The following is a 15,659-nucleotide window of genomic DNA, read 5'->3' as shown; positions in this document are numbered from 1 at the left end:
ACCCTACAAAGCCTGCGCCTCCTTCAAGACATTGTATTGCCAATTCGCTCGTTCCATTCTGCCCAACCCCCTTGCCGCTCGACGCCATGCGGGAAACCTCGCATAATGCCGAAAAATGCGAATGATAAACCTTATCATCATATGACAGGACGCTATCCGGTATCGCGTTCACAACGTGTGTCTCCCTCTCTGGCCATTACAACGATCATGAAAAGAAATCTGCTGTTTACCGCTTTTGTAGCGCTTGCCCTGCTCTCCTGTACCGTGCAGGCAAAAGACACGGTGGTCACCGATGTGGCCGGTCGCCAGGTTCACATCGACACCCCGGTCAAGCGCATGATTCTGGGCGAGGGTCGTCAGATCTATCTGCTGAGCGTGCTGCAGCCTGACGCCCCCTTCAAGGGTGTGGTGGGCTGGCGCGAAGACCTCTCCCAGGCCGACCCGGAAAACTATGAGGCCTACGCGGCCCGCTTTCCCGATATCGAAAACATCCCGACCTTTGGCGGTTTCAAGGACGGCACCTTTGATGTGGAGCAGGCCGCGGCACTGAAACCCGATGTTGTCTTCATGAACATCGAGGCCCAAACGGCCACCGAGGACGCCGGCTACGAGGGCAAGCTGGCGGCGCTGGGCATTCCTATCGTCTACGTCGACTTTCGTGAAAATCCCATCAAGGATACGACACCCTCGATCCGGCTGATGGGCCAGCTTCTGGGCAAGGACAATGAGGCCGAGCGCTTTATCGAATTTTCCGACGAGCAGATGGCACGCGTCACCGATGTGATTGAAAAGGCCAACCCGAAACGCCCGCGCGTGTTCATCGATCGCGCCGGCGGCTACTCTGATGACTGCTGCATGAGCTTTGGTCCGCACAACTTCGGCGAATACGTCGACATTGCCGGCGGGCAGAACATTGCCGATGGCATCATTCCCAACACCTTTGGCACGCTCAACCCCGAACAGATCATCGCCTCCAACCCGGAGCAGGTGGTGGTCACCGGCGGCGACTGGGAAGCCTACGTCCCGGGCGGTGCCTGGGTCGGGGTCGGCCCCGGCGCCGACATGACAAAAGCCCGGCAAAAGCTCGAGGCCCTGACGCATCGCACGGCCATGACCGGCATCGAGGCGGTCAAACAGGGTCAGGTCCATGCCATCTGGCATCAGTTCTATAACAGCCCCTATTACTTCGTGGCGATTCAGCAGCTGGCCAAGTGGTTCCACCCCGATCTTTTCCAGGATCTGGACCCCGATGCCACCCTGGCCGAGCTTCACGAGCGCTTTTTGCCGCTGAGCTATCAGCCGGGTTACTGGGTATCGCTCGAGGCGGCAGATGAATAAATCGACGGCTGCTGCGGCGGCCTCCGAGCAGGGACGCAGCTTCTATCGCGCCACGGTGCTGCGCCGCCAGCTGATACTGACGGGGCTACTGGCAGCACTGTTTCTAAGCTTCTGCGTCGATCTGGCCCTCGGCCCGGCCCGCTATGAACTGGGTCAGGTGTTAAGCGCACTGCTTTCTCCCGGCTCGGTCAGCGAGCAGATCAGCGTGATTGTCTGGCAGATCCGCATGCCGGTGGCACTGATGGCGATTGTGGTCGGCGCCAGTCTGTCGATTGCCGGCGCGCAGATGCAGACCATCCTGAGCAACCCACTGGCCAGCCCCTTTACGCTGGGCATTTCGGCCGGCGCGGGTTTCGGCGCGGCGCTGGCGCTGGCCTTTGGGGTGTCGATCGTGCCGTTCGCGGTGGACTACATCGTGCCGATCAACGCTTTTCTAGTCGCCATGCTCACGGCGCTGATGATTCATCTTCTAAGCATGCGCCGAGGCGTCACGATTGAAACCATCGTGCTTTTGGGCATTGCCATGGTGTTTATCTTCAACGCGCTCATGGCGTTGATCCAGTTCTTTGCCAGCCAGCAGGCCCTGTCGGCGGTGGTGTTCTGGACCATGGGGAGTCTTACCAAGGCGACCTGGCCCAAGGTCTGGGTCTCGCTGACGGTGCTGGCCATTGCCATCCCGCTGCTGGCGCGCCACGGCTGGGCGCTGACGGCCATGCGACTGGGCGATGCCAAGGCAGAAAGCATGGGCGTGCGACCGCGCCGCCTGCGACTTCAGGTGTTGATGCTGGTGTCGCTGCTGGCGTCGGTGTCGGTGGCCTTTGTCGGCACGATCGGCTTTATCGGTCTGGTAGGGCCACATATCGCGCGGATGCTGGTGGGCGAGGATCAACGCTTTTTCCTGCCGGCCTCGGCGCTGTGCGGCGCTCTGATCCTGTCGGTGGGTTCGGTAATTTCCAAGACACTGATCCCGGGCACGGTGATCCCCATCGGCATCATTACCTCGCTGGTCGGCATTCCGTTTTTTCTCTTTCTTGTTCTCAACCAGAAGAAATCGACATGGTAAGCCTGACGCTGGAACAGGTGAGCGCCCACTACGGCAAGCGCGAAGTGCTTTCAAGCATTACCACGCCGACACTTTCGGGCGGCCAGGTGGTGGCGCTGCTGGGCCCCAATGCCGCGGGCAAATCCACCCTCTTTCGACGCATTCTGGGGCTGCTCTCCGGTGGCGGTCACGTTCGAATTGCCGGGACGAATGCTGAGCGCCCGGTGGCCTACATGCCCCAGGAAACCCGGATCGATGCGGTATTGAGCGTCTATGAAAGCGTTTTGCTGGCGCGCATGCAGGGGCGTCGCCTCAAGGTGCAGCCCGAGGATCTTGCCCAGGTGGATGCGGCAGTCGATGAGTTGAACCTGCAGCAGCTGGCGCAGCGCGATATCGGTGACCTCAGCGGCGGCCAGCGTCAACTGGTCAGCGCCGCGCAGGCACTGGTGCAGGCCCCCGATATCCTCCTGCTGGATGAGCCAACTTCTGCACTCGACCTGCATCGTCAGATCGGGCTTTTAAGCGTGCTGCGCCGGCTGGCCGAACAGCGTCAGATGCTGATCATCGTGGCCCTGCATGATCTCGGTCATGCCCTGCGCTTTGCCGATCAGTCCATCGTGCTGGCCGGCGGGGCGCTCAAGGCGTGTGGCCCGACGCGGGCGGTGGTCACGGCCGAACTGCTGCGGGAGGTCTATCAGGTCGAAGGGCGCATCGAAACCTGCTCAAGAGGCAGCCCGATGCTGGTGATCGAAACCGCCCTTTAACGGGATCGAACAGCAGATAACTTTCGTGCGGCGAGTGATCACGCTGCCCTCGAGCTATTTCAACACTTCCACTTTAACGGGTACCACACCACTGCGGATCATGCCGACTCGCTTGGCTGCGGCGCGGGAGAGATCGATCACACGCCCCCTGGAAAAGGGGCCGCGGTCGTTGATGCGCACCACTGCCTGTCGTTGATTGTTCAAATTGGTTACCCGTACCCGGGTGCCGAACGCCAGCGTTCGATGCGCCGCCGTCATGGCGTTTTTGTCGTAGCGCTCGCCGCTGGCGGTTTGCGCGCCCTGATGCCGGTCGCTGTAATAAGAGGCCTTGCCTGACGAGGTCGACCCGGGCGTATCGGACAGCTGATTGCCGGCACACCCCGCCAGCCCGGACAGACACGCCAGCATCAGAAAGCGCCACGCGCTTGATTGGCAAACCGTCTTCGTTGACACCATCGACATGACCCCATGACCTGTATAAAAAAACGCACCGCAGTCTATCAGAGCTGCGATGCGTTGTTGGCCAGAGTCAGGTCGAGAATCTACTGACCCTTCACCTCGATATCGACCCGGATATTGCCGCGCGTGGCCTTGGAGTAGGGGCACATTTCATGCGCCTGAGCGATCAGCTTTTCTGCCTCGTCCTGTGGCAGGGCAACGTCTGCCGTCAGTTTGACCGTCAGGTTGTAGTCGTGATTTTCGGAATCCAGCGCGACGTGGGCCGCAACCGGAATATCATCAAGCTTGTGGCCCTGCTGGCGCGCCACGCCCATTGCGGCGCTGGCAAAACAGGCGGCATAGCCGGCCGCAAAGAGTTGCTCCGGATTGGTGGCATCGGTGCCACTGCCCGGCATCGCGAGATCGACATCCAGAATGCCGTCATCGCTTCTGGCATGCCCCTTGCGCCCGCCGGAGACGTTGACGGTGGTTTCATACATGACTGCCATGATGCTCTCCCTGTGATAAAGCCTGCTGCAAGCGTAGCGGATACCGTCGTAACGTGCCTTTATCGACTCGATGAACATAAAAAAACCCTGCCGGGTGGCAGGGTTTTGGCATCGATCCAGACGCTTACGGGCGCATGTCATCGAAGAATTTTTTCACGCCGTCAAACCAGCGGCTTTTACGCGGCGAATGACGCGTGTCCGTGCCATCCAGGCTTTCCTGGAACTGGCGCAGCAGCTGCTTTTGCTCTTCGTCGAGATTGACGGGCGTTTCAAGCACCACCTTGCACATCAGGTCGCCCGGTGCGCCGCCACGTACCGGCTTGACGCCCTTGCCGCGCAGGCGGAACAGCTTGCCAGTCTGGGTCTCGGGCGGAATACGCAGCTTGACGCGGCCTTCAAGCGTCGGCACTTCGAGTTCACCACCCAGTGTGGCGTCTACAAAGTTGATGGGCACTTCGCAGTAAAGATCGCGCCCGTCACGCTCGAAAATGGCGTGGGTTTTGATGGCCACCTGCACGTAGAGATCACCTGCAGGACCACCGTTGACGCCGGCTTCGCCTTCGCCGTTGAGACGAATACGGTCACCGGTATCCACGCCGGCCGGGATCTTGACCGACAGGGTGCGCGTTTCCTGAATGCGTCCTTCACCGTGACACTTGCGGCACGGCGTATCGACGCTCTGCCCCTGGCCATGGCAGGTCGGGCAGGGTTGCTGCACGGCGAAAAAGCCCTGCTGCATGCGAACCTGACCCATACCGTTACAGGTCGAGCAGGTACGCTTGCTGGTACCGGGCTCGGCGCAGTCACCGTGGCAGCGATCGCACTCTACAAGACGCGGCACGCGGATATCGACGGTCGTGCCGGCAACGGCCTCTTCCAGATCGATTTCCAGGTTATAGCGCAAATCGCTGCCGCGGGCAGCGCCTCCCGGCCCGCGTCGCCCGCCGGCGCCACCGAAGATGTCACCAAAGACATCGCCAAAGATGTCGCTGAAGCCACCCGCGCCGCCGGCACCACCAAAGCCGCCGCCGCCAAAGCCGCCACCCTGACCATCAACGCCGGCGTGGCCGAACTGGTCGTAGGACGCCCGCTTGTCACCGTCGGCTAATACTTCATAAGCGTCAGAGACCTCGCGAAACTTTTCGGCAGCCGTGTCATCGTCCGGATTACGATCCGGATGATACTTCTGTGCCAGTCGGCGATAGGCCTTTTTGATTTCACGGTCGTCGGCGCCGCGCTCGACGCCAAGGACCTCATAGTAGTCACGCTTGGACATGGTGTAACGGATCCTCCGAAGTCTGACACCTGCAAAAACAACGCGGGAGCAAGGCCCCCGCGTTGTACAGATCAGGCGTGGAAAGCCTTACTGTTTTTTCTGGTCGTCGTTGACTTCTTCGTAGTCCGCATCGACCACATCATCGCTGCTCTTCTGCTCACCTTCCGCCTGCTCGCCCTGGGCCTGTTCGCCCTGCTCGGCGTACATCTTCTGCGCCAGGTTGCCGGAGGCTTCGGTCAGGGCATCCAGTTTCGGCTGAATCTGTTCCGGGTCGTCTGTCTTGAGCGCCTCTTCCAGCTCGGAAATGGCAGTCTCGATACTCTGACGATCCTCGTCGGTTGCCTTGTCGCCGGACTCTTCGAGCGTCTTGCGCGAGGCGTGGATCATGCCGTCAGCCTGGTTGCGCAGCTGCACCAGCTCTTCGAACTTCTTGTCCTCGGCCTCGTGCGCCTCGGCGTCCTGTACCATCTGGTCGATCTCTTCATCGGAGAGACCGCCGGAGGACTTGATCACGATCGACTGTTCCTTGCCGGTCGCCTTGTCCTTCGCGGTAATGTTGAGGATACCGTTGGCGTCGAGATCGAAGGCAACTTCGATCTGCGGTACGCCGCGCGGTGCCGGCGGAATGTCGGCCAGATCAAAGCGACCCAGCGACTTGTTCTGTGCCGCCTGCTTGCGCTCGCCCTGCAGCGCATGGATGGTCACTGCCGTCTGGTTATCCTCGGCCGTGGAGAAGGTCTGAGTCTTCTTGGTCGGGATCGTGGTGTTTTTCTCGATCAGCGGCGTCATGACACCACCCATCGTTTCGATGCCCAGCGTCAGCGGCGTGACGTCGAGCAGCAGCACGTCCTTGACGTCACCGCCCAGTACGCCGCCCTGAAGCGCGGCACCCATGGCGACGGCTTCATCCGGGTTGACATCCTTGCGAGCGTCCTGACCAAAGAATTCGGCAACCTTTTGCTGAACCATCGGCATGCGCGTCTGGCCACCCACCAGGATGACATCCTGAATCTCGCTGTTGGAGAGACCGGCGTCCTGCATGGCGGTCTTGCACGGGCCGAGCGAGCGCTGAACCAGATCTTCGACCAGCGACTCGAGCTTGGCGCGTGTGACCTTGACCGCCAGGTGCTTGGGACCGGTCTGGTCTGCCGTGACATAAGGCAGGTTGACTTCGGTCTGCTGCGCGGAGGACAGCTCGATCTTGGCCTTCTCGGCGGCTTCCTTCAGACGCTGCATGGCGAGCGAATCACCCGACAGGTCGATACCGGAATCGGCCTTGAACTGCTGAACAAGATAGTCGATCAGCTTGAGGTCAAAGTCTTCGCCGCCCAGGAAGGTGTCACCGTTGGTAGCGAGTACTTCGAACTGCTTTTCACCATCGACATCAGCCACTTCGATGATGGAGATATCGAAGGTACCGCCGCCCAGGTCATAAACCGCGATGGTACGGTCGCCACCCTTGCTGTCCATGCCGTAGGCCAGCGCGGCTGCCGTCGGCTCGTTGATGATGCGCTTGACTTCAAGCCCGGCGATACGACCGGCATCCTTGGTGGCCTGACGCTGAGAGTCGTTGAAGTAGGCCGGTACGGTGATAACCGCTTCGGTCACTTCTTCACCGAGATAGTCCTCGGCGGTCTTTTTCATCTTCTTCAGGACTTCGGCGCTGACCTGCGGCGGCGCCATCTTTTTGTCGTTGACCTGAACCCAGGCATCGCCGTTGTCGGCTTCAATGATGCTGTAGGGCACCATCTTGATGTCCTTTTGAACAACGTCATCCTTGAACTTGCGACCGATCAGACGCTTGACCGCATACAGGGTGTTGTTCGGGTTGGTCACGGCCTGGCGCTTTGCCGCCTGACCGACCAGTGTTTCGCCGTCATCGGTGTAGCCGATGATGGAAGGCGTCGTGCGCGCGCCTTCGGCGTTTTCAATTACGCGGGTCTTGTCGCCATCAAGCACAGCCACACAGGAGTTGGTTGTGCCAAGGTCGATACCAATAATGCGTCCCATAGTGTCACCTCGAAAAATCTTCTGAACCAAAATGCTTTCGATGCGCAGTCAACGCTGCGTGGATGTCTGCCTATGTGTGGGCATTACGTCGCTTTTCAAGACCCCACACGTATCGTTGTCGACAAAACATCCGTGGCCGGGTATCAGGCCTGCTTGCTTACTACCACCATGGCCGGGCGTACCAGACGTCCGTTGAGCGTGTATCCCTTCTGCATGACATCCATGACCGTGTTGGGATCCAGCTCCGGATTGGCCACCTGGGTCATGGCTTCATGATATTGCGGGTCGAAGGGCTCGCCATGCGGGTCGAGCTGTTCGACGCCAAACTTGGAGAGCACATCGAGCTGCATTTTCAGCGTCATCGACACCCCTTCGCGATGGGTTTCGCTGACATCTTCACTCATGCTCTCAAGGCCCTTTTCAAGGCTGTCCACGACCGGCAGCAGCTCCTTGACGAACTTTTCCAGAGCAAATTTCTTCGCCTTGTCGGCATCCTGCTCGGCGCGGCGACGCGCGTTTTGCGCCTCGGCTGCCGCGCGGACCTGTTGATCCTTCGCCTCGGCCAGCTCCTGCTCAAGCTCTGCGACACGGCCGGCCAGAACATCGGCTTCCTGGTCGCTTGAGCTCAGCATTTCTTCGTCGTCTGTCTGCAAAACGCCTTCGATATCTTCAAGGCCATCCGTCTTGCCGGCGTCAAACGGTTGTGGCTCGGCGTCACGCTCGGCGCGTTCGAGCTCTTCATCCTTCGGATCATGCGGCTTGTTGGTCATAACCCACTCCTGACTCGCTGTGGCTGCCTTTCAGGTTGTGCCGCTCGTTGTGCGCGGGCAGTACGCAACCGAGTGTCAGTGCGTCATCCTGTAGAGCGACATTGATGCTGAAAACTGTTTACCCAGATGGGGCATTTGGGTCGCGATCTCAAGGCATGAAGACGATGAAATTACCAATTCAGGGTATTGAAGCCCGATCAGAGCCGCTGTATAAAAACACACTCACTGTATATAAAGTCAGTTTTTAACCCACTAAACCCAGTCTTTTGCGACCGCGCACACGGGAGTGGCCATGCTGTCTCAGCTATCCATCAGTAATTACGCCATCGTCGAACATCTGGAGCTGGATTTTCGCAATGGCATGACGACCATCACCGGTGAAACCGGTGCCGGCAAGTCCATTCTTCTGGATGCCCTGTCGCTTTGTCTGGGAGAGCGGGCCGATGCCGGAAGCGTACGTTATGGTGCTGCAAGAGCCGATCTGGCCGTGCGCTTTGATATCGAGGCGCTACCCCAGGCGCGTGCCTGGCTTGCCGAGCGCGATCTGGACGACACCGAATGCCTGCTGCGCCGCTCGGTCACTGCTAACGGGCGCTCAAAGGCCTGGATCAACGGTGTACCGGCGCCGCTTGCCGATCTCAAGGCGCTGAGCGAACACCTGATCGATATTCATGGCCAGCATGCCCATCAGACCCTGATGCGCGAGGAAACGCACCTGCGCCTTCTGGATGACTTTGCCGGCCACACCGGCCAGGTCGAGCAGCTCACACAGATTCATCGCCAGTGGCAGCAGGCCAATCGTCGACTGAAAGCGGCGCGTGAAAGCGGCGATGAGCAGCAGGCCCGATGCCAGCTGTTGCGTTATCAGGTCGAGGAACTCGATGCGCTGGCACTGGGCGAGGAAGAACTGGCAACACTCGAGCAGGAACAGACCCGTCTGGCCAATGCCGAAGAGCTCATCACTCAGGCGCAGTTTGCCGCCGACTGCTGCGATGATGATGAAAGTGGTGCGCTCACCCGGCTGACACAGGCTCGCCAGCGCCTGGAACAGCTGCCGGGCAGTGACACCGGCGCCCTGGCCAATATTTTGAACATGCTCGGTGATGCCTGCATTCAGCTACAGGAAGCCGGTTATGAGCTGCATCGCTATGTCAGCAGTACCGAGCTCGACCCTGATCGTCTGATGACGGTGGAATCGCGCCTTGCGGAGATCCATCGCATTGCGCGCAAGCATCACGTCATGCCCGAGGAAGTACCGGCGCTGCACCAGCGTCTGCAGGCAGAGCTTTCCGAGCTGCAGGGCGACGGGGAAGACATGGAAACACTGGTTGAAGCCACGGAAACAGCGCGCAATGCCTGGCGCGAGCTGGCCCACCGGGTTTCCGAGCAGCGCCTTGAGGCAGCACAGCGCATGGGCGGGGAAGTGCAGTCTCAACTGGCGTTTCTGGGGATGGAAAAGGCGGACTTCACCGTCGATATTGCGCGTCGTGATACCGCCCAGCCAGAGGGCATGGACAGGGTCAGCTTTCTGATCAGTGCCAACCCAGGACAACCGGCGCGCGCCCTGACCCGTGTAGCGTCGGGTGGTGAGCTGTCGCGCGTAAGCCTGGCCATTCAGGTGGTCGCCGCACAGCACAGCACCATTCCGACCCTGGTCTTTGACGAAGTGGACGTGGGCATCTCGGGCGCCACGGCAGAAATCGTCGGCCAGCTACTGCGCCAGCTGGGCAGCCACGGTCAGATTCTTTGCGTTACCCATCTACCTCAGGTGGCGGCTCAGGGACATCAGCATCTGCATATCGAGAAACAGGCGGATGAGCAAACCACCCATACCACCATGGCGCTGCTCGACGAGGGCGGACGGGTTCGAGAGCTTGCTCGCATGCTGGGTGGCGTTCACCTGTCAGAGCGAACGCTGGCCCATGCCCGGGAGATGCTGGATGTGAGCCAGCGCTCGGCACACTAGTCAGACCTGCTACCTGCCAACGTCAAAACGCCGCGAACATTCGCGGCGTTTTCATGATCACCCGGTCCGCGCCGCCGCAATCAACGGCGGTTGCCACCATCCTGTCGCGTTGCGCTGGAGCCCTTGGGACGTACATACAGCACCAGTGCGTGATCGACCAGCTCGTAGCCGCGCTCTTCTGCGAGTTCGCGCTGACGACGCTCGATATCACGATCAAAGAACTCGACCACTTCACCTGTTTCCAGACACAGCATATGGTCGTGATGCTCTTCCTGAGACATCTCGAATACGGCATGGCCACCGTCAAAGTTATGACGGACTACAAGCCCTGCGGATTCAAACTGTGTCAGTACACGATAAACAGTGGCCAGACCGACGTCTTCACCGGAATCCAGCAGCGCCTTGTAGACGTCTTCGGCGCTCATGTGCAGATCCTCTTCCCGCGTTGCCTCGAGGATCTGAAGGATTTTTACGCGTGGCAGGGTCACCTTGAGCCCTGCCTTGCGTAACTCCTGATTTCTATCGGCCATGGTAGCTCTTCGCAGTCTCTGGATGTATCGGGTATGATCGATCAAGGCAAACGATAGGGAAAGTCCCAGGCAAATGCAAAACACGCTCAAGCTTATAATTTTTTCTTTAATGGTCAGCCTGTTAGCAGCATGCGTTTACAAGCGCGACCTTCCCCAGGGCAACCTGATCACTCCCGATATGGTATCGCAGCTACAGCCCGGCATGAGCCGTCAGCAGGTTGTACAGGTCATGGGCAGTCCCCTGATGTACAACGCCTTTGACGATGCGAGCTGGAACTATGTCTATCGGCTAAAGGATGCTGATGACAATATCACTGAAAAGCAGGTTTCGCTTGTCTTTAATGGCAATCAACTGGCAGATATTCAGACAGCCGGTGAGATTGGCGCAAGCCCCGGAACCGAGCAGCGTGATGCTCCGGCCTCTGCCGCCGCGGCCGGACCGGGAGACACGATCTCTCCGATGGGCAGACCGGCTTCCAACCCTGCAGGTGGCTCTACCGATCCGACCCTGTAGATCATCAAAACAGCAGCCTCTACTTAAACCTTTCGTCGGGCCCTGGCCCGACGAGCCTGCTTCGGGTCGACGTGAAGCGGCCTGTAAATTTCGATGCGATCTGCCTGATGGACCACCCTTTCGGCAGGCGATTTGACATGCTCGCCAAAGATGCCCAGCTGAAGTTCCTCGACAGGCACGCCCATTAGCTCGTCTATACGAGCGCAGATCCCTGAAGCCTCAAGCGCTGTCAGTACCGTGGCCCCGTGCGATACGGTAACCACTTCCAGATGCTGCTCCTTCGGCGTTGCCCAGGCGATCTCACAGGTAACGGTGTCTTCTGACTGCATCAACGTCCGTACACCCTGTCTGCACGCTCGATAAAGGCGTCTACCAGCTGACCGGCCAACTGATTGAAAAGACGGCCGAAGGCCATGCCCAGCAGCCGACTGGAAAATTCAAACTCCAGATGCAGCTCTACACGGCATGAACGGTCATCAAGCGCCACGAATTTCCAGTATCCCTCAAAACGCTTGAACGGCCCGCTGGCCAGTGACAGGTCGATCCGATCAAAGGGGTGAAGTTTGTTGTGGGTGCGAAAGGTCTGTTCGATTCCTCCCTTTCCCAGTGTCAGTTCTCCGATGAGATGGTCTTCCCCTCTTTCCACCGTTCGCGCGTTGCGACAGTTGGGCAGAAATTCGGGATAACGCTCGAAATCATTGACCAGCTCAAACATCTGCCGATCGGTATGGCGCACCATCGTGGAGCGATCAACGGTGGGCATGCCCTTCTCCCATGACGCAGGCACGCTCAGCGCGTACCATGGTTGACGTTTGTTCACACATGCTTGAATGATATCACGCCTCCCCCCATCTTAAGGTGAGCACGCGCATGTGATGTATCGCATGATTTTTATAGTCAAGGAGATGACATTTCGATGGGCAAGAAGAAACATCAGCCCTCAGGCAATCTGATTGCCCAGAACCGCAAGGCGCGCCATGAGTACCACATCGAAGAGAGCTTTGAAGCAGGGCTTTCCTTATCGGGTTGGGAGGTCAAAAGCCTGCGCGCCGGCAAGGGACAGCTGACGGATACCTATATTCTGGTTCGCCGTGGTGAGGCGTGGCTTATGGGGGCGCATTTCACGCCTTTGAACACCACCAGCACTCATGACGTGGCTGACCCCGCCCGCACGCGCAAACTGCTGCTGCATAAAAAGGAAATTGCCAAAATCTTTTCGCGCACGCAGGACAAGGGCCATACCTGCGTCCCGTTGCGGCTTTACTGGAAAGGGCATCTGGTCAAATGCGAGCTGGCGCTGGTGGTCGGTAAACAAAAGCATGACAAGCGGGAAACCGAAAAACAGCGTGACTGGCAGCGACAGAAGGCACGGGTCGTGCGTGAGCAGCGCTAGTCACAAGCGACGAGTGTCAGGCAGTCATGAACGTCGCGTGACGCTCGATGTCGACAGCGATTGGCGCTGACTGCAAATATTGCTACACTCCTTGGCGAACCGGGGGCGTTATGGATTCGACGCCGGTTGCAGATCCTGAGGTGCATGCCGAGAGCGTAACGTATCTCGTAAATCCCACGTTACTCTAAAATAGTCGCAAATGACGAAAACTATGCTCAAGAGGGCGCGCTGGCAGCTTAAACCCTGCTGGTAACCTTCTTACCTCGAAGCGATGTGCCTGTTCATCGTGACGAGGCTACGAGCTACAGCTGACAGGATCGCGGTTGGTTTTGTTCTCGCGTCAACCGCTAAACATTAGAGAGCCCGCTGTATCGGATCCTGCTCGTCGGAGCCGATACGGTTGAACCAAAAGACGAATCTAAGCATGTAGAGCTGATGGACGAGTGCCGGCGGACGGGGGTTCAACTCCCCCCGCCTCCACCAAACATCAAAGCCGCTGATTTTTCAGCGGCTTTTTTTTATTTTATGACCCATTATTGATTTGAAATTATCAATTGCCAAACAAAAATTTAATGCACCAGACTTTAAAAAAGAAATTTTAATGGTCGGTTATGGCAGCGCCAATATTTATGGCGAACCCTTTGAAAACAAATAGCGCCTTCGAAGAAATATAACTATTCCAGAAAATATCAAAACAATGCCCAGTTTGACCAATGACCACCTGAAGTGGCACATCAGCTGGCATCAACCATTACTTTGCGCGTTCCAGCCTACCTGTCAGACCGTAACGCACGATTAAATGTTGTGGATTACCAAGGCTGTTTTTTTAATTACCCTGGTTGGCAGCGGTAATTATGCAGAAAGTAACAAAAGATACACACAGTGACCTGCAGAACCACTTCGGCACATCCCGGTGGTGAGTACGCTGCCAACATTACGCTATCGCAGCTAACACATATCGGAATGATGTTTTCCATGGATGGCGCCGTATCATTTTTCAGATCAAACTGAAAAATTGTACGAATACCTTCATAAACGGTTCAGCGAGCCTTGATGATTCGTTAACCGGCAAGGTTGCTCATGGCCAATACAGGACATCATCCGATACAACAGCCTGATTTGAAGGGCAGCTGTATCGCAGGGTATCCAAGAATGAAGGAGGGCATATGCCCAGGGCCGTAAAAAACCTGTTTGCCGACTCGCTGACTGCTGAATCGGAGCCTCAAATGAAGAAGCAGGACAGCAGGACTGTCGATGTGGAGAAAAGGGACCACATCGGTGAATACCTGCGCCTGGCGCGTCGCAGCATCATGAATGTCCTTCCTGACAAGTGGCACACGGCACTTCGCTACCGACGGGTATTCGGTGAATTTCCGGACCTGAAAAATCCGCGCACCTTCAACGAAAAGATCTGCTATCGCAAGATCAATCCTCAGCCCATCTACTCGGTTTTGAGTGACAAGATTGCGGCACGCGATTATGTGGCACATACCATCGGCGAGCAGTATCTGGTGCCCTGCTACGCAATAGAATCCGAGCCCACGCCGGCAACCTATTCCGCCCTGCCGGAAAGCTTCGTGATGAAAGCCAATCACGGCTTCGGCTATAACCTGCTTGTGCGCGACAAGGCCGACCATCCCTTTCCCCAGATCTACAACCTGGGGCGCCACTGGCTGGGACAGGACTTTTACGACGTATGTCGAGAAGCACACTATCGTGATATCAAGCCCTGCCTGATTTTTGAAAAGCTGCTTGTTGATGACCTTGGCAACATCCCCAAGGACTTCAAGTTTCACTGTTTTCAGCGTGAGGGCGAAGATCCGGTCGTTTTTATTGAAGTAACACACGACCGCTTTACCAACTACAAGGTCGATTTTTACAATCAGGACTGGGAGCTGGTAGAGATACGCCGGCCCGAAGTCAGCACGGGCCAGGCCATGCCGCGCCCGCAGCAGCTTGATGAGGCGCTCGAGCTGGCACTCAAGCTTGCCAACGGTTTCTCTTACGTACGTGTGGATTTTTATCTGGTGGGTGACGCCATCTATTTTGGCGAAATGACCTTTACGCCGACCGCTGGACTGACAAAATTCAAGGATCGGGAAACCGATCGTCAGTGGGGCGCTCTGTTCGACGTCTAGGTCCGCCGCCAAGACATGGCAATCGCTTGATTGCCATGTCGGACACTATTTGCCCTGCTCCTTCCCGGAATCCATCGGCATCCTAAGATCGCGCTGCCACCTGCGCACCTTGAGCCGCTGACGACGCTTGCCCAGCTGCTGCGTGCCGATCGTTTCGGGAATAAGACTCAGCTTCCTGTCGTCATCATATTTCATGTTGAATCGCCGACTGGCCCCTATCGGGCTTGTCTCGGCTCCAAAAATCATGATCAGTCGGATTTCGACGCTGCTGAATCCCGCCTCCCCGGTCGGACGACAGCTTTCATCAACACTGATGCCATGCTCACTGGCCACCTTTTGCAACAGTGTGCGAAATGTTCCTGCGTTCATGTACTCGCCGGACCCCAGCGGCCCCTGACGCGTCACCTGACGCAGCTCCTTGTTGTCCACATCACTACCGCCTTCTCCCTGCTCGTCTACCGTATCGGTAACATCGGTCACATACTGGCCGTCGCTGGTTTCAAGCTTGACGATAATGCTGTCCACGAAAACGGCAGACTGACTCATGTTGCTGACGATGCAGCGGGAATCAATGCCGCGTCCGTAACCATGATTGATAATGATCTGAGGACGTCGCTGCATGCGAAAATTGTGCAGCAGAAGCTGTAGATAGACGCCCCATATCACCAGCATGCCGACGCTGGTCAGGCCGCTGAAAACCGTGGCGTTTTCCTGTATCCAGTCCCATAAATTACTTAAAAAATAAATCACTCTCGTCCCCTGAAAAATATGCTTCCGGATACTGGTCTATCTCATCCACCAGGGCGCACTTTCGATCAAGCACAAGCATGGCTGAAAAAGCGGCGATCTGCCCCTGCATACGCGCCTATCGACCAATAGATGCCAGCCCTTATCTCATCGAGCAACAATGCCTGGCTATAGTATCAGACAGGCAGCCGTGACCCGGCGGCCGACAGCATGAAGCATGGCTC

The 15,659-nt window shown here is 57.7% G+C and carries 16 protein-coding genes and 1 other RNA gene; 8 read left to right on the top strand and 9 right to left on the bottom strand.

Annotation, left to right across the window (positions count from 1 at the left end):
* Window positions 1–207: 207 nt before the first annotated feature.
* From ACXMYO_RS15835 to ACXMYO_RS15825, 3 genes are read left to right on the top strand one after another with little or no spacing between them, the layout of a single operon-like run.
* A complete protein-coding gene (locus tag ACXMYO_RS15835; RefSeq protein WP_457809425.1) occupies window positions 208–1,338 on the top strand; it encodes an ABC transporter substrate-binding protein in 1,131 nt (376 codons plus the stop codon).
* Window positions 1,331–2,401 (top strand): iron chelate uptake ABC transporter family permease subunit, encoded by a 1,071-nt coding sequence (locus tag ACXMYO_RS15830; RefSeq protein WP_438765904.1) that lies wholly within the window; start codon window positions 1,331–1,333, stop codon window positions 2,399–2,401. The genes ACXMYO_RS15835 and ACXMYO_RS15830 overlap by 8 nt, the downstream gene beginning before the upstream one ends.
* The gene (locus tag ACXMYO_RS15825; RefSeq protein WP_457809424.1) at window positions 2,395–3,144 is read left to right on the top strand and encodes an ABC transporter ATP-binding protein; all 750 of its coding nucleotides are present in this window, start codon (window positions 2,395–2,397) and stop codon (window positions 3,142–3,144) included. Before ACXMYO_RS15830 ends, ACXMYO_RS15825 begins: the two co-directional genes overlap by 7 nt.
* A 54-nt stretch (window positions 3,145–3,198) precedes the next feature.
* On the opposite strand, the gene ACXMYO_RS15820 is transcribed toward ACXMYO_RS15825, so the two are convergent.
* The 5 genes from ACXMYO_RS15820 to grpE all read right to left on the bottom strand — a co-directional run bounded on the left by ACXMYO_RS15820 (window position 3,199) and on the right by grpE (window position 8,147).
* Window positions 3,199–3,600, bottom strand: a complete 402-nt coding sequence (locus ACXMYO_RS15820; protein WP_457809423.1) for a septal ring lytic transglycosylase RlpA family protein — start codon at window positions 3,598–3,600, stop codon at window positions 3,199–3,201.
* 86 nt (window positions 3,601–3,686) lie between these two features.
* Entirely contained in the window at window positions 3,687–4,091 is a 405-nt protein-coding gene (locus tag ACXMYO_RS15815) for an Ohr family peroxiredoxin (protein ID WP_438765899.1), read from the bottom strand.
* 124 nt (window positions 4,092–4,215) lie between these two features.
* Complete coding sequence (dnaJ, locus tag ACXMYO_RS15810; RefSeq protein ID WP_457809422.1) at window positions 4,216–5,367, bottom strand: molecular chaperone DnaJ; 1,152 nt, start codon at window positions 5,365–5,367, stop codon at window positions 4,216–4,218.
* Between the two features lie 87 nt (window positions 5,368–5,454).
* Window positions 5,455–7,377: a molecular chaperone DnaK gene (gene dnaK, locus ACXMYO_RS15805; protein WP_457809421.1), complete on the bottom strand. Its 1,923-nt coding sequence runs from the start codon at window positions 7,375–7,377 to the stop codon at window positions 5,455–5,457.
* A 143-nt stretch (window positions 7,378–7,520) separates the two neighbouring features.
* Window positions 7,521–8,147 carry a nucleotide exchange factor GrpE gene (gene grpE / locus ACXMYO_RS15800; RefSeq protein ID WP_438765896.1) on the bottom strand — a complete coding sequence of 209 codons (627 nt, stop codon included), beginning with the start codon at window positions 8,145–8,147 and terminating at the stop codon, window positions 7,521–7,523.
* A gap of 292 nt (window positions 8,148–8,439) precedes the next feature.
* Here grpE and recN point away from each other — a divergent pair, with 292 nt between their 5' ends.
* Window positions 8,440–10,113 (top strand): DNA repair protein RecN, encoded by a 1,674-nt coding sequence (recN, locus tag ACXMYO_RS15795; RefSeq protein ID WP_457809420.1) that lies wholly within the window; start codon window positions 8,440–8,442, stop codon window positions 10,111–10,113.
* Window positions 10,114–10,193: 80 nt separating this feature from the next.
* Here recN and fur read toward each other — a convergent pair whose 3' ends face one another.
* Window positions 10,194–10,643: a ferric iron uptake transcriptional regulator gene (fur, locus tag ACXMYO_RS15790; protein WP_090136096.1), complete on the bottom strand. Its 450-nt coding sequence runs from the start codon at window positions 10,641–10,643 to the stop codon at window positions 10,194–10,196.
* 73 nt (window positions 10,644–10,716) lie between these two features.
* Here fur and ACXMYO_RS15785 point away from each other — a divergent pair, with 73 nt between their 5' ends.
* Entirely contained in the window at window positions 10,717–11,157 is a 441-nt protein-coding gene (locus ACXMYO_RS15785) for an outer membrane protein assembly factor BamE domain-containing protein (RefSeq protein WP_438765894.1), read from the top strand.
* A 23-nt stretch (window positions 11,158–11,180) separates the two neighbouring features.
* Here ACXMYO_RS15785 and ACXMYO_RS15780 read toward each other — a convergent pair whose 3' ends face one another.
* Both ACXMYO_RS15780 and ACXMYO_RS15775 read right to left on the bottom strand, forming a co-directional pair.
* A complete protein-coding gene (locus ACXMYO_RS15780; protein WP_438765892.1) occupies window positions 11,181–11,486 on the bottom strand; it encodes an RnfH family protein in 306 nt (101 codons plus the stop codon).
* Complete coding sequence (locus ACXMYO_RS15775) at window positions 11,486–11,920, bottom strand: type II toxin-antitoxin system RatA family toxin (protein WP_438765891.1); 435 nt, start codon at window positions 11,918–11,920, stop codon at window positions 11,486–11,488. The genes ACXMYO_RS15780 and ACXMYO_RS15775 overlap by 1 nt, the downstream gene beginning before the upstream one ends.
* A gap of 153 nt (window positions 11,921–12,073) precedes the next feature.
* On the opposite strand from ACXMYO_RS15775, the gene smpB reads away from it, so the two are divergent.
* The 3 genes from smpB to ACXMYO_RS15760 all read left to right on the top strand — a co-directional run bounded on the left by smpB (window position 12,074) and on the right by ACXMYO_RS15760 (window position 14,688).
* Window positions 12,074–12,550: an SsrA-binding protein SmpB gene (gene smpB / locus ACXMYO_RS15770; RefSeq protein ID WP_438765890.1), complete on the top strand. Its 477-nt coding sequence runs from the start codon at window positions 12,074–12,076 to the stop codon at window positions 12,548–12,550.
* Window positions 12,551–12,651: 101 nt separating this feature from the next.
* Window positions 12,652–13,033: a transfer-messenger RNA gene (gene ssrA / locus ACXMYO_RS15765) on the top strand.
* 743 nt (window positions 13,034–13,776) lie between these two features.
* On the top strand, window positions 13,777–14,688 hold the full coding sequence (locus ACXMYO_RS15760) for an ATP-grasp fold amidoligase family protein (RefSeq protein ID WP_438765889.1): 912 nt from the start codon (window positions 13,777–13,779) through the stop codon (window positions 14,686–14,688).
* Between the two features lie 45 nt (window positions 14,689–14,733).
* Here ACXMYO_RS15760 and ACXMYO_RS15755 read toward each other — a convergent pair whose 3' ends face one another.
* On the bottom strand, window positions 14,734–15,438 hold the full coding sequence (locus ACXMYO_RS15755) for a hypothetical protein (protein WP_438765888.1): 705 nt from the start codon (window positions 15,436–15,438) through the stop codon (window positions 14,734–14,736).
* Window positions 15,439–15,659: the final 221 nt, after the last annotated feature.

It is taken from the genome of Kushneria sp. EE4 (assembly GCF_977968315.1).
Note: the sequence above shows the minus strand (reverse complement) of the source record. Positions and strands in the feature narration are given on the sequence as shown.